General features: G+C 58.3%; 12 protein-coding genes. 3 read left to right on the top strand and 9 right to left on the bottom strand.

Going from position 1 to position 14431, the window contains the following annotated elements; genetic code table 11:
• Positions 1 to 40: 40 nt before the first annotated feature.
• Entirely contained in the window at positions 41 to 1606 is a 1566-nt protein-coding gene (locus O9X91_RS19615; RefSeq protein ID WP_142913834.1) for an ABC transporter substrate-binding protein, read from the bottom strand.
• 162 nt (positions 1607 to 1768) lie between these two features.
• Between O9X91_RS19615 and O9X91_RS19610 the strand changes: the two genes are divergently transcribed.
• Positions 1769 to 3286, top strand: coding sequence for an amidohydrolase family protein (locus O9X91_RS19610; protein ID WP_142913835.1), 1518 nt, complete (start codon positions 1769 to 1771; stop codon positions 3284 to 3286).
• A gap of 190 nt (positions 3287 to 3476) precedes the next feature.
• Here O9X91_RS19610 and O9X91_RS19605 read toward each other — a convergent pair whose 3' ends face one another.
• From O9X91_RS19605 to O9X91_RS19575, 7 genes are all read right to left on the bottom strand, one after another.
• Positions 3477 to 4625 carry a porin gene (locus O9X91_RS19605; protein WP_142913836.1) on the bottom strand — a complete coding sequence of 383 codons (1149 nt, stop codon included), beginning with the start codon at positions 4623 to 4625 and terminating at the stop codon, positions 3477 to 3479.
• A gap of 468 nt (positions 4626 to 5093) precedes the next feature.
• Positions 5094 to 7268, bottom strand: a complete 2175-nt coding sequence (locus tag O9X91_RS19600) for a putative bifunctional diguanylate cyclase/phosphodiesterase (protein ID WP_269834365.1) — start codon at positions 7266 to 7268, stop codon at positions 5094 to 5096.
• Between the two features lie 231 nt (positions 7269 to 7499).
• Positions 7500 to 8435, bottom strand: coding sequence for a 2-hydroxyacid dehydrogenase (locus tag O9X91_RS19595; RefSeq protein ID WP_269833887.1), 936 nt, complete (start codon positions 8433 to 8435; stop codon positions 7500 to 7502).
• 23 nt (positions 8436 to 8458) lie between these two features.
• Positions 8459 to 9190 (bottom strand): amino acid ABC transporter ATP-binding protein, encoded by a 732-nt coding sequence (locus O9X91_RS19590; RefSeq protein WP_089153256.1) that lies wholly within the window; start codon positions 9188 to 9190, stop codon positions 8459 to 8461.
• Positions 9171 to 9830 carry an amino acid ABC transporter permease gene (locus O9X91_RS19585; protein ID WP_003521700.1) on the bottom strand — a complete coding sequence of 220 codons (660 nt, stop codon included), beginning with the start codon at positions 9828 to 9830 and terminating at the stop codon, positions 9171 to 9173. Before O9X91_RS19585 ends, O9X91_RS19590 begins: the two co-directional genes overlap by 20 nt.
• Positions 9827 to 10531: an amino acid ABC transporter permease gene (locus O9X91_RS19580; RefSeq protein WP_080793548.1), complete on the bottom strand. Its 705-nt coding sequence runs from the start codon at positions 10529 to 10531 to the stop codon at positions 9827 to 9829. The genes O9X91_RS19585 and O9X91_RS19580 overlap by 4 nt, the downstream gene beginning before the upstream one ends.
• Positions 10532 to 10597: 66 nt before the next feature.
• Positions 10598 to 11401, bottom strand: coding sequence for a transporter substrate-binding domain-containing protein (locus O9X91_RS19575; RefSeq protein WP_077983908.1), 804 nt, complete (start codon positions 11399 to 11401; stop codon positions 10598 to 10600).
• Between the two features lie 295 nt (positions 11402 to 11696).
• Between O9X91_RS19575 and O9X91_RS19570 the strand changes: the two genes are divergently transcribed.
• Positions 11697 to 12017 carry a hypothetical protein gene (locus tag O9X91_RS19570; RefSeq protein WP_077983909.1) on the top strand — a complete coding sequence of 107 codons (321 nt, stop codon included), beginning with the start codon at positions 11697 to 11699 and terminating at the stop codon, positions 12015 to 12017.
• A 157-nt stretch (positions 12018 to 12174) separates the two neighbouring features.
• Complete coding sequence (locus tag O9X91_RS19565) at positions 12175 to 13197, top strand: LacI family DNA-binding transcriptional regulator (RefSeq protein ID WP_269833888.1); 1023 nt, start codon at positions 12175 to 12177, stop codon at positions 13195 to 13197.
• A gap of 204 nt (positions 13198 to 13401) precedes the next feature.
• Here the strand turns inward: O9X91_RS19565 and O9X91_RS19560 are convergent, their stop codons facing one another.
• Positions 13402 to 14430, bottom strand: coding sequence for a trans-3-hydroxy-L-proline dehydratase (locus tag O9X91_RS19560; RefSeq protein WP_269833889.1), 1029 nt, complete (start codon positions 14428 to 14430; stop codon positions 13402 to 13404).
• Position 14431 lies beyond the last annotated feature (1 nt).

Raw genomic sequence — 14431 nt, 5'->3', positions numbered from 1 at the left:
GCGCTCGGTCCAGTGACCGGCGCCTCGCTTGCTCTCCGTCTTATTTGTCGAGCTGAGTCAGCCAATGGCGTGGCTTGTTGTCGGCGCGGAAGTCGACACTTTTGACCTTGGCCAGCATCGCCCAGGCAATCGGCTGCTGATGCAACGGCACGAGCATGGTCTCGTCCTTGGCGATCTTCAGCGCGGCTTCTTCGAGCGCCAGACGCTTCGTATTGTCCTGTTCCTGCGCCGCCTGCGCAACAAGCTTGTCGATCTCGGGATTGGACCAGCCGCCGTAATTGGAGACGCCCATCGCACCCTTGCGGGTGGAGAGGATCTGCGACAGCATCGAGAAGGCGTCCAGCGTCGGCTCGTTCGCCCAGCTGAGGTTGAAGACGTCGGCCTTACCGCCATTCCGCTTGGGTGACTGCACCGAACGCGGCGCAATATCGATTGTCGGCTGGAACCCGCCGCGCTTCAACATATTCGCAACGCCCGAGCAGATATCCTCTTCGTTGACGCTCTCATCATTCATGCAGGTATAGGTGAAAGCAAGGTTCTTCATGCCCGCATCGGCAAGCAGCTTCTGCGCCTTGGCCGGATCGGCCGGCTCGAACGTGTCGAGCGACTTGGCATAGCCCGCAATCTCCGGTGCGATCAGCGAGCCAGACGGTCTTGCGAGACCACGCATGACTTTCTTGTTAATGAGGTCACGATCGATGGAGGCTTCGAAGGCCTGGCGGACACGCAAATCATTGAACGGGTTCGGCTGACCGTTTTCCAGTTTTTCGCGGCGGTTGAAGCCGATGAAAAGCGTGCGAAGCTCGGTGCGCTTCTTGACCGTGATATCGGGCGAGGATTCGAGGCGCGGCAAATCCTGGATCGGGGCGGAATCGATCAGGTCGATTTCACCTGACAGCAGTGCCGCGACGCGGGTTGCCGCCGATGCGATCGGCACAAATTCGATGCGGTCGAGATTGTGCTTTTTCTGGTCCCACCAGCCTTCATTCGCAACGAGAACAGTCTTGCTATCGGGAACGCGGCTTTCGAGCTTGAACGGGCCGGTGCCGTTGGTGTGCATGGTGGTGTAGCCATCGACCTTCGACGCGAAGTCGGTGGGCTTCTCGCTATTGTTATCCTTCAACCACTTGGCATTGAAGATGAAGATGTTGGTGATGTCGTTCAGGAAGAGCGAGGTGGGCGCGTTGACATCGAGGTCAACCGTAAAATCGTCAACCTTTTTGACGCCAGCATAAATCGGGATATTACCCCGCAGCGGCGAGGTCGCGTCCGAAGCGCGGGTAAAGGATGCGACGACATCATCAGCGGTGAAGTCTGCGCCGTCATGGAATTTCACACCCTTGCGCAGGGTAAAGCGCCAGGTCTTTCCATCAATCAGCTTCCATTCGGTGGCAAGCGCCGGCTCGATCTGGAAGTCCGGCCCGTAACGAACGAGGCCCTCATAAATATGATTCAGAAAAGCAAGGTTGGACGTAGACGGGACCGAATATGGGTCTAGCGAATAAAGATCGGCGCGACCGGCCCAGCGAAGGGTCTCGGCATTGGCGGGAACGGCAATGGCGGCGGCAGCCATGGCCGCCAGGACGAAACTTCTGATACGGGACATTTGATCCCCCCTTTTTATAAATCGTTGGAAGACCGCTGGGCGGTCCGCTCGGGCAAAGGGAGTATTGTTTCGCCAGGGCTTATTGTCAATAATATTGTTGACAATTATCGTACTCAAAATTGTAAGTTTTTGGATACGAGTTAAAGAGAGGGAGGAAGGAATATGACAGGCTTTCTGCTGATACACGGCACGATCGTCACGGTCGACACGGAGCGGCGCATTATCGAAGACGGCGCATTGGCCATCGAGTGCGACAGGATTGTCGACATCGGCACTGCGGATGAACTGGAACCCCGCCATGGAGACAAGGAGGTTATCGACTGCAGGGGAAAACTGATCATTCCCGGCCTGATCGATGCCCATGGCCATGCAGGCCACGCGCTTCTTCGCAGCGTTGCGGCGGATACCAATGCGATGTGGATGAAAATCATCACCCCGACATACTACCACTACGTGACCCGCGACTACTGGTATGCCGACGGGCTGATTTCCGGCATCGAACGGCTACGCGCCGGGGTGACGACCGGGGCCAGCATCATCACCTCGATGCCACGCGCGGATGACCCCGTCTTCGCCATCAACCATGCCCGCGCCTATAGCGAACTCGGCCTTCGGGAAATCATCTGCGTCGGGCCCTCGGGCCTGCCCTGGCCCCATCCTGTCACGCGATGGGAGAGCGGCCTGCCCGAACGCCGCAACGTGAGCTTCGACGAGATGATGGAGGGCAGTGAAGCGGTGATCGAGGCATTGCATGGAAGCGCCGATGGCCGCATCAACGTTTTCCTGACACCTTTCACCATCGTACCTTCCGTCGAACCCTCCAACGCATCCACACCTGATCAGGCTGTGAAACTGACCGATGGCGACAGGATGCAGGCCCGCCGGATACGCGAGATGGCACGCAAGAGAGGCATCAGGCTTCATTCCGATGCCTTTGCCGGGCAAATCCGCATGGCGTTTCAGGACAAGGAAAATGCCCTGCTCGGCCCTGACATTCACCTTCAGCACTGCTGGGGCATCTCCCATGACGAGATCGACATATTGGCCGAGACCGGCACCCGCGTGACCCACGCACCGCCGGGTCGTTCAACCCCGATCATGGAAATGATGTCGAAAGGCATTCGTGTCGCCATCACCACCGATGGTGCGGCGCCAAGCCGCCATTTCGACATGTTGCAGACGGCGCGCCTGGCGCAGTTCACCCAGCATCTCCTGCACAATCACGATCGCTACCTGTTGCCGCCTGGCAAGATTTTCGAGATGATCACAATCGACGCTGCTCACGCCATTGGTATGGAAGACGAGATCGGTTCGCTCGAAATCGGCAAGAAGGCCGACGTCGTCATCATCGATATGCGCAAGCCCCATCTGATGCCCATGTGGATGCCGGTGCACCGTCTGGTGCATCAGGTCCTTGGCAGCGATGTCGATACCGTCTTTGTGGACGGTAAAATGCTGATGGAAAACGGGCGGGTGCTGACAGCAGATGTCGACGCCGCCGTTGACTTTGGCCAACAGGAAGCGATGGCGCTGGCGGAGCGGGCCGGCCTGAAGGAACATATGCATGATCCCGGCTGGGGTCGCTTGCTGCGCACATTCGACGAGCCGGTGCACCCTCCCCGTCCACCGGAAGACGCAAGCTACCGCGCGAGCGCGCATGGGCTCGATCAGGATCGATAAATCAAAAGGTTACGGCAAATCCTCATTCACAACCCCGCCAGCATCACGACAAAAACTCCCCGGCCTGGAGTGGTCCGGGGAGCAAACCTGACATCATGTCAGGCACTTTGACTGGAGCTAGTGACTCACCCGTTCAAAAACGGGGTGGATCTGAGTTGTCTAACCCGGCTTATGCTTTTTATGCAGACAATTAGAACGAACGCTCAAGACGAACGAAACCGGTCCAGCTGTCGCCGCCGCCGTTTACGTCCTTCTTGCCATCCACGTCCTGATAGGTGACCGCAACTTTGGTAGAGAAACCAGAAGCGATCTTGTAACCGGCAGCAACACCAGCGCGCCATGCATCGCGGTTGCCCGTGAACTTGCCGTCCGTACCGATATCCAATGTACCGAAATACTGGAAGCCGGGAGTGATGGTCAGCTTGTCGGTCGCCTTGATGGAATATTCCGCGGCAACAGTCCACTCGGACTCTTCGTAGTAGGCGTTTGCACCGGAAGCCCACGCGCCAGCCAGACCAAACGTGCCCGGACCGAGGTCAGCCGTCACGATTGCGCGGATTGCGCCATTTTCAGCGTTTGTGTCGTAACCGCCGAGAATGTTTGCCTTAACAGCGCCGAACTTTCCGCCGATGATAGCGCTTATACCGACGTTGTTGTCGGTGGCGCTTTTTCCGTTGGCGGTGGTCCAGTTGCCTTGGGCTACACCGAGATTGTTCTTCTTATTGATGGCGGTGTAACCACCGCTGACCCTACCAGACGTTACTGTAGCCGCAATATCAGCATCGTTGCCAGCGATAACGCCTTCGAGTTCTTCAACTGCAACACCAGCATAGAACGAGCCGGCGTCGTAGGTATAACGGACGGCGTTCAGGCGGGTCTTGTTCGAGCTAAGCTGGTCATACTCGCCAGCGAGACCATCATCCCACCAGTTATAGTAGAAACCGACCTTCAGGCCGCTGAGTTCGATGAAAGCCTGATCGACGACAACGCCGCGGCTGCTGTCCTGATCGGCATCACCACGGAAACCGATGTAACCGCGTAGAGCGCCGAGTTCGGTGTCAGTGCGAGTATCGATATTAAACTGAGCACGCGTGAAGCTGTCCCAATCCGAGTCGCCAGCCTTGCGGCGACCGAAGTCCGTCTGGAAACGGACGTAACCGTCGAACTTGAGGCAGGTTTCGGTGCCGGGCATATAGAAGAAGCCCTTACCGAAGGCGTCGCAGACGCGGACATATTCCATGGGCTCGGGTTCGGCAGCGACGATAGCGTCAGCGGCCTGTGCGCCGGATACTGCTGCGAGAGCGGCAGCGGAGCCGATCAGAAGGCTCTTGATGTTCATTTTTAATCTCCAGTCAAAATTTTTCAACGAATGCGCAAATTTGAGGGCTGGTCTTTTCCCTGCCGCCCGCTTCCTTGCGCTGATTGAGCAAATGACAGAAACCGCCATGGAGTCGCAATTAAAATCGAACAAACCCAAATACAATATAAGTACACATTCGGATCAAGTAGTAAAATTACAACAAATAATCAGTTTAAAATATAGTAATGTTGTCATTTATTTCCAAATAATTCTATTAATTACTAAGATTAAACCTTCTAGTGTGATTATATTATTATATCTAGAAACATAGAGACGCCCTTACCCAATCCTTCAAAGGCCGAGAGCACACTCGTCTGCGCGATAAGGCGGCCAAGACTTGCCTTGCTAAACCCAGAGTGAAGGGGAAATGTGCGTGGCAATAAACGGCACATTGGGGTGGACGGGCGGCTTGCCCGTCTCTCCGGCAAAACTGTCAAATGGGGGAGCTTATGGCCTGTCGCTGGAAAGGCCGGCGGGGAATGTCGTCGTGTTCCGCAACATTGCCGCGATCGCGTCCGCGGGCAGAGGTCGGCTGAAATAATAGCCCTGGCCGTAAGGACAGCCCGCCATGCGCAGGAATGCGGCCTGCTCGGCGGTTTCCACGCCTTCGGCAATGACATCGATGTCCAGCGATCCCGCAAGCTGGATCATGATCGTGACGATGGCGCTATCCTTGGTTTTTTCCGGCAGATGGGTCAGGAACGAGCGGTCTATCTTCATGCAGGACAGCGGAAATGTCTTGAGCATACCAAGGCAAGAATAACCAATGCCGAAATCGTCCAGCGCCAGGCTGACACCCATCTGTTTTATGGCGCGCATGATCCGCACCGATGCCTCAACATCCTGAATGATCAGCGTCTCGGTTATCTCGATTTCCAGAAGGGAGGGCGCTAGCCCGGTTTCCTTCAGCACCGACCTTATCTGCTGCACCAGCCCGCCCTGAAACTGCCGTGGCGAGATATTGACCGCGATCTTGACCGGCGAGAGGCCGGCGGCAACCCAAGCCTGCGCCTGGTGACAGGCCTTTCTGAGGATGTTTGCCCCGAGTTCCACGATCAGTCCGGTTTCTTCGGCAAGCCCGATGAATTCCGCGGGGCCGAGCAGACCTTCCGTTGGGTGCTGCCAACGCACGAGCGCCTCCACGCCGCTGATCCGGCCGCTCGCAAGATCGACCTGCGGCTGGAAATGCAGGACGAATTCGTCCCTTTGCACGGCCTTGCGCAACTCCTCGATCCGGGTGAATTTCTTCCTCAGATCATCCGCCATATTCGGGGTGAATGTGGCGATGCTGTCACGCCCGGCATGTTTGGCTTCATACATGGCGAGATCGGCCGCCGCGACGATTTCCGCCGTGGTTTCCCCGTGTTCCGGAAAAAAGGCCATGCCGATGCTGCAGGTGACCTTGATATCGTAATTGCCGATGCGCAAGGGCTGCGAGACTGCGGCCCGGATGCGCTGCAGGCGGTTTTCGACATCGTTCTTGCGCTCTTCGAGAATAATGACGAACTCGTCGCCGCCGACCCTGAGAACGAGATCGTTTTTCCGCAGGCTTTTCGCAATGCGCTCAGCGGTTTTCGACAGCAGGGCATCGCCGATGCTGTGGCCAAGCGTATCGTTGATGTGCTTAAAATTATCGAGATCGAGAAACCCGATACCGACCCTTCGGTTCGCCTTTGCCGCCGCCGCCAATATTTCCGGCAGTCTCGTATCGAGGAAACGGCGGTTCGGAAGCAGGGTCAGCATGTCGTGATCCGCCAGAAAGGCGATATGTTCCGCCGCCCTTTTGCGGTCGATTGCCAGGCCCGCCATGCGCGCCGCAGCGCCGATAAACTCCACCAGCGCCGCGTCCGGCTCGCGGCCGGCCAGCATGCACCAGACGAAACCATGCGCCTTGCCTTCGCTGGCCGGAATATCGAAACTGAAGGCGACGTGTTCTGCCGGATGGGTGAGGCGCTCAGGATCACTGACACTGGCGAAAAGTGCAGCCAGCCCCTCCTGCTGCGCGAGCGCCGGCGAGGCGTAGACGGAAGGCACCCCTTCCGCCGCCTCGAATACCCGCACCGCGCAGGCAAGGCCGGTGGCGAGATTTTCGATGGCCTTGACGAATTCCTCGAGAAAATCCTCGATCCGCGCCGCCGCCACAATCATTTGCAGAATACGCGCCTGCGCCTGAAGCAATCGCTCGGAGGCCTTTTTCTGGGTAATATCGCGCGAAGCGCCGACCACGCCGATGATGTTGCCAGCCTTGTCCTTCAGCGGCACACGCGACATCATGAGCCAGCGGTCGATATCGCCGCGCATGGCACGTTCTTCATAACCGAGATCCGGTTCGCCGGTGCGCATTACCCGCGCTTCGGTCTCGGGAATGCCGGCGCGCTGCGCCGCTTCACCATGAATATCGTAGTCAGTGAGCCCTATCAGTTGCTCGACCGTATCAAAGCCGTTTTCGGTGACGATGGCGCGATTGGCGAAAAGAAAGCGCCCTTCCAGATCCTTGGCATAGATAAAATCCGGTACGTGGTCGATCATCGCTTCCAGAAGCGCGTGCCGGTCAGAAGGATTGGCATTTTCGCCCATGTCAGGAATGGCGGATGGCGTGACATCGCGCTTTTTTCGCGACATCCGGTTCTCTTCGGGTGTCTTCGGGCCTTTGGAACGCACCTCTCCGCCTCATTACTTCATAATCAGGCAGAATAGTAGGATTATACATATTATATAAGTATGAATGACAGGGCAAAGATCGCCGGGAATTCCGTCTTTTGCAGCAGCTTCCCCGAAGCCCTGCCCGCCTGAAACCAAACAGCGCAACAGAAGCTGCGCCGTCACTTTATACAGGTGACAATTCGTTGCCCGTCACACCACCGGCGTTGGCAATTCTTTGCCGGCGAAATGCGCATCGAGATTGGCGAGAACCAGATCGGCCATGGCGCGTCTCGTCTGGTGCGTGCCGCTGCCGACATGCGGGGCGAGCGTGACGTTATCGAAAGCGAAAAGCGCTTCCGGCACGCGCGGTTCGTCCTCGAAGACATCGAGCGCCGCGCCGCCGATCGCGCCGTTCGAAAGCGCCTCGACAAGCGCCGTCTCATCCACGAGCGACCCGCGCGCCACATTGACGAGCACGCCCTGGGGACCGAGGGCCTTCAGCACATCCGCATTGACGATATGGCGGGTTTCGGCCGTGGCGGCGGCGGCAATGATCAGCACATCACAATTGGCAGCCAGCGCTTCGATGCTGTCGTAATAATCATAAGCGACATCGCGGCGGCTTCTCGCGGTGTAGGAAATGCGGGCATCGAAACCCTCGAGTCGCTTTGCGATTGCCTGGCCGATGCGGCCGAAACCGAAAATGCCGTAACGGCGGCCGGCCACACGGGTGGAAAGCCCCATATCACCCTTCAGCCATTGGCCGGTGCGCACATGCTGGTCCGCCTGCGGCAGCTTACGCGCCTGCGCCAGAACGAGACCGAGCGCGAGGTCGGCGACATCGGCTGTCAGCACGTCAGGTGTATTGGCGACGCGGAAGCCGCGCCGTTTCGCGTCGGTCAGATCGACCTTGTCGAAACCGACGCCATTGATGGCGACGATTTCAAGATTGGGAAGCGCCGCGCCGATATCCGCCGGCAGGCCGATATGGCCGCCGGTGACGACGCCGCGGATCACCGCGCCCTTTTCAGCAAGCAACGCCGCCTTGTCCGAAGCTTCGAACAGGCGATGCACGGTGAAGCGCTGCGCAAGTTCGTCTTCCAGTGCCGGGATGAGCGGGCACAGTTGCACGATTTCAGTGGTCATGGAGTTTCCTTTGCGCCGGTGAACTACTTCACATCGGCCTTGACGAATTGCCGGAGTTCCGGCGTTTGCGGATTGGCGAAGAGCTCGGAAGAACGGCCCTGCTCCCAGATTTTACCCTTGTGCATGAAGATGGTTTCAGTCGCCACGCGGCGCGCGAAAGCCATTTCATGGGTGACAAGGATCATGGTCATGCCGTCCTTGGCGAGGTTTTCCATGACGGTCAGCACTTCCTCGGTCAGTTCCGGATCGAGCGCCGAAGTCACCTCGTCGAACAGCATCACCTTCGGCCGCATGGCGAGCGAGCGGGCAATCGCCACGCGCTGCTGCTGGCCGCCGGAAAGCTGGTCGGGATAGGAATCGAATTTCTCCGACAGGCCGACGAGCTGCAGAACCTCGCGGGCAATATCTCTCGTTTCCGATTTTGCCACATCCTTGACGATGCGCGGCGCGAGCATGATGTTTTCGCCGACCGTCAGGTGCGGGAAAAGATTGTAGCTTTGAAACACAATGCCGACATCGGTGCGCAGCTTGCGCAGCGCCTTGGCATCTTCGCCGATGGCATGACCGGCGATTTCGATGCGGCCCGAATTGATCTTCTCCAACCCGTTCATGCAGCGCAGCAGCGTGCTCTTGCCCGAACCCGAGCGGCCGATGAGGGCGAAGACTTCACCACGGCCGACCGAAAGCGACACGCCTTTCAAGACTTCCAGAGCGCCAAAGCTCTTGTGAACGTTTTCAACGATTACTTCCGGCATGAAGCCTCCTTTCCAGCCAACGCGACAGCTGGGACAACGGGTAGCAGACGATGAAATAAAGCACGGCCACGGCAACGAAGACGCGGAACGGCTGGAACGTGGCATTGTTGATGAGCTGCCCCGCTCTTGCCAGTTCGACGAAACCGATGATCGATGCGATGGACGTATTCTTGACGACCTGAACGGCAAAACCGACGGTCGGCGGCAGCGAAATGCGGATCGCCTGCGGCAGGATGACGTAACGATATTGCTGGGCGCGGGTGAGAGCGAGCGATTCCGATGCTTCCCACTGCTGCTTCGGCACCGCCTGGATGCAGCCGCGCCAGATTTCCGCGAGATAACCCGACGTATAGATCGTCATCGAGGCGCCGGCGGCGAAGAGCGGCGGCAATTCCAGTCCGGCAAGGCTGAGGCCGTAATAGGACAGAAACAGGATCATCAGCACCGGAATACCCTGGATCACCTGAATATAGGTGCCGGCGGCAATGCGCAGCGCCTTGAAATTCGAGGTACGGGCGAGCGCCACGAAGAAGCCGACGATGCCGCCGCCGATCAGCGCAATGATCGTCAGAAGCACGGTCCATTGCAGGGCGGTCAAGAGGAAGCCGAATTCGTTCCAGCCGAAAGTTCGAAGAGTCATGACTGCACCTCCGGCAAAGCGGTCATCGTCTTGCGCGCCACGCGGCGACCGAACAGCCACATGCCGACGAGGGCAAGAATAAGCCGCAGGGAAAGCGCCAGTGCCAGATAGATGAGCGTGACGACGATATAGACCTCGAAGGAGCGATAGGTCTGCGATTCCACGAAGGCTGCGGCGGCCGCAAGTTCATGGGTGGAAATAGCCGAACATATGCTCGACGCCAGCATCATCAGCACGAACTGGCTGCACAGCGAGGGATAGACCTTCGCAATAGCCGGCACGATGATGACGTGGCGATAGATCTGATATTTAGTGAAGCCGAGCGCCTCGCCCGCCTCAATCTGCGACTTGTGAACAGCTTCGATGCCGGCGCGGATGATCTCCGTCGAATAGGCCGCAAGGTTGATCGTCATGCCGATCAGCGCCGCCGTATCTGCCCCTACCCTGAAACCGAGGCCCGGCAGGCCGAAATAGACGATGAAAAGCTGCACGAGAAACGGCGTATTGCGGATGACTTCCACATAACCGTCCACGATGATGCGGACGATGCCGCCATTGATGGACCGCAGCGAGGCCAATAGAATGCCGAAAGCGCAGCCGAGCACAATGGAGAGGACCGACAGCTTGATCGTCAGCCATATGCCGTTCAGAATTTCATTCTGATATTGGGCGAGCGCGCCGAATTGGAATGTATAGGACATGCGTCACTCCGTTGACATTTCCCGGGCCCGCCGGAAGTTTCCCAGCGGGCGCGTTGAAAGGCTCAATCAGAAGCTTGGCAGTTGCGGCAGCGGACGGCCGGTCCACTTGACCGAGATGCGGTCGAGATCACCCGACATCTTCATGAGGTAGATTGACGTGTTCAGCCACTGGCGCAGCTCGAAATCCTCAAGCTTGGTCGCCATCGAATTACCCTGCTGGAAGAAGGTGAAACCAACCTGCAGACCGGCTTCCGGGCGCTGCTTGATGATCGCTTCGCCAACCGTGGACGGCAAGGCGACAGCATCCACCTGACCGGCAAGCAATGCCTGTGCGCTGGTGGAATCGTCTTCGTAAACGACGATTTCGAGACCTTCGACATTGGCCTTGCGCAGCGCGGTTTCCTGCGAGGAGCCGCGATTGACCGAAACTCGCTTGCCCTTGAGGCTTTCGAGGTTTTCGAACTTCTGATCCTTGCCCGAGATGATGTCCATGTTGAACGCGCTATAGGGCTGCGTGAACATCACGGTCTTGGCGCGCTCACCGGTCGGAGCGAGCGTCGCAACAAGGAAATCGACCTTGCCGGTCTGAAGGGCCGGAATACGCGCGGGCGGTGTCAGCGGCACCAGTTCCACCGGCAGCGACAGGTAAGAGCCGATGAGATTGGCGACATCGACGTCGTAACCGGAAGGATTGCCCTTCTCATCCACCATGCCCATCGGTGGAGCGCCGGTCAGAACACCGATCTTGACCTTGCCGCGCGCCGTGATCTCGCTGAGCGAGACGGCATGGGCAGAGGTGGTGGCAGCAAGCGAAGCTGCGGCAACACCAACGGCAACGGTCATGTTCTTCAGAAATCTGGATATGCTCATGGTCTCTCCTCCAACCTTTTAAGTGGCTGCCCCAAGCGGAACAGCGATCTTGCGCCACGCGAATAATGTTCTCGATAACATTCTACCGCGATAGACAAAAAACTCCTCCCAAGAAATCGCGAAAGCAAAAAACCTGATGAATTTACTTTGAAATTCAATAATTTCCGCCGGTTGTCGATTTTCCTCTGGTCGACACCATCTCACGTTCTTGGCAGGATCAATAATGCATGTTATCGGTATCATTGCAAGTCCGATCTACAGAACTGTTTAGATCGGCAATCATTCGGGAGGACACATGTACACACGCTCGGCAATTTTCGAAGGCAGGATCCACCCCGGTCGGGAGGAGGAATTTTTCCGCATCGTCGAGGAAAAACTGCTTCCGGTCTGGAAACGCATGCCGAATGCGCAGGCCGTGCGGGTGATGCGTACCGAGCGCACGGATCCGGACGCGGCCTCGATCATCATGGTGCAGGAAATCGACTATCCTTCGATGGAAGCTGTGGAGGAAGCACTGGTTTCACCGGTCCGGCTGGAAGGCCGTGTGCTGACGGATGAGATGATGAGCATGTGCGACGGACGTTTTTACCATCTGGTCTATAGCCGCATCGCATAAATCCGGTGCACGCCGCAGCGATATGCAATCATGCGGCGTGCTTTCCCTTAATATCTTCGTGTATGTCTTGTCCTGAACCGGTTCGAATTTAGGGAGACATGCTTTGGTGGAGCGCACGCCCTTGGCCGCAGCGTTAGTCACGTCGAAAAAAGCAACCATGAGCGACGTCTCGAAACTCGCGGGCGTCTCCAAGATGACCGTCTCGCGAGTGCTGGCCGACCCGGCGCTGGTGTCTGAAGACACGCGCCAGAAGGTGATGAAGGCGATCGAGAAGCTTGGCTATGTGCCGGATCGAATCGCCGGATCACTCTCATCCCGGCGCACCAATTTCATCACCGCCATCCTGCCGACGCTCACCAACTCCAACTTCGCCGACAGCGCGCAGGGGCTCGCCAATGCGCTGCGCGCCGCCGATTACCAATTGTTGATCGGCTACACCATGTACGATCTACAGGAAGAAGAACGCGTCATACGCACCATGATGGAGCGCCGTCCCGACGCCATTGTCGTTGCCGGCACGGTGCATACCAAGATGGCAAGCGAAGTGTTGATGCGCGCCGGTATCCCGATCGTGGAAATCTGGGATGTTCCCGAACACCCCATCGACCATGCGGTCGGTTTTTCCAATTACGAAGTGGGAAGAACCGCCGCCAAACATCTGATATCGCTCGGTTTCAAAAGAATCGGCGCGCTCGGCTCCAGGGCCGATGGCGATGTGAAGGACTGGCGCGGCGAAAGCCGCCTGCTCGGTTTCGGTGCGGCCCTGCGTGAAGCGGGCATTGCCGACGATCTCATCATCCGCGAAGGCAGCGCCCCGGTCTCCTATGACCACGGGGCAAAGACCCTCGGCTCGCTGCTGGCCAAGGCGCCTGATGTCGAGGCCATCTTCGCCGTGTCGGATATTTCCGCCGTTGGCGCACTGATGGAATGTCATCGAAGGGGAATCAGTGTCCCAGACCGCATTTCCATCCTCGGCTTCGGCGATTTCGATATCGGCCGGCAATGTTATCCGGCGATTTCGACTATCCGGGTCGATGCCCAGATGATCGGCCGCAAGGCGGGCGAATTGCTGCTCTCGATACTGGAAGCGGAAAAGGATGCCGCTGTTCCCGAAGGGGCACGGGTGGATGTCGGTTTCGAGCTGATCGTGCGGGAAACGACGAGGCGGTTGAACGTCTAACCCTATTGGAGGGAGCGGGAGCCGCTTGTTTCTTCTCCCCGAGGGGGAGAAGTCCGCGGCAGCGGGATGAGGGGGCAAGCTCTCCGAAATCCGGCAACGGTGCCCCCTCATCCGACCCTTCGGGCCACCTTCTCCCCGGCGGGGAGAAGAAAGACGCGGCACCGCCGTGGTCTCAACATTTTCCCTGAGTGACCCATAAAGCCCCTACCGAGCACCCCAGGTATCCGTCAGCCGATACCCCTGCGGCCACGGATCGGACGGATCGAGCATGTGCTGGTGAATGCCGGTGATCCAGCCGCGGCCGGAAATTTCCGGCAGGATGGCCAGACGGTCGCCAACCTCGGTGGTCCCGAGAATGCGGCCAGTAAAGGTAGAGCCAATCAGCGAAACCGCCGTCAGTGTTTCGCCCTCCTTCATTTCGCCTCGTGCATGCAGCACGGCCATGCGGGCTGAAAGCGCTGTGCCTGTCGGCGAGCGATCCACCTTGCCCGGCTGGATGGCGACGGCCGCCCCTGCCCGCAAGCCTTCAGCCGTGCGCTCCACCTTGCCCGCAAACAGGCAGAAGGAAAAATGCCGCCAGTCCGGGTTCTCGGGATGGTCGAAGCCCAAAGCCTTGTTGGCGGCATTGGTGATGCGCACACCGAGGCGGGCGATCTCATGCGCCTCTTCCGGCTTCAGGTTAAAGCCCATCGCCTCGGCGTCGACGATGACGAAGCTGTCGCCGCCATAGGCCGTGTCCACTTTCAGCGTGCCGAGGCCTTCAACCTCGAGTTCGACATCGAGCTTTGCGGCAAAGCTCGGCAGATTCTGCACGAAAATGCGCTCGGCCTTGCCGTTGCGGCATTCGGCGCGCACCTTCACCAGCCCGCCCGGCGCTTCCAGCAGCATATGGGTTTCCGGCTCCTGCATCGGTACGATGCCGCCATCCAGAAGCACGGTGGAAACGCAGATGGAATTGGAGCCGGACATGGGCGGCGTGTCTTCCGGTTCCATGATGATGAAGGCGGCATCCGCATCGGGATGTTTCGGCGGCACCAGCAGGTTGACGTGCCGGAACACGCCGCCCCGCGGCTCGTTGAGCACGAAATTGCGCAGCGTCTCATCACGGGCGATGAAGCGGCTCTGCTCCCAGATCGTTTCGCCCGGCGGCGGCCTGACACCGCCGACGATCACGTCGCCGACTTCCCCTTCCGCATGGGCGGAAATGACATGGACGGTCTTGATACTGCGCATT

Source organism: Agrobacterium salinitolerans (assembly GCF_027498475.1).
Classification (GTDB): Bacteria; Pseudomonadota; Alphaproteobacteria; order Rhizobiales; family Rhizobiaceae; genus Agrobacterium; species Agrobacterium salinitolerans.
This window is presented reverse-complemented; position numbering and strand designations above follow the sequence as displayed.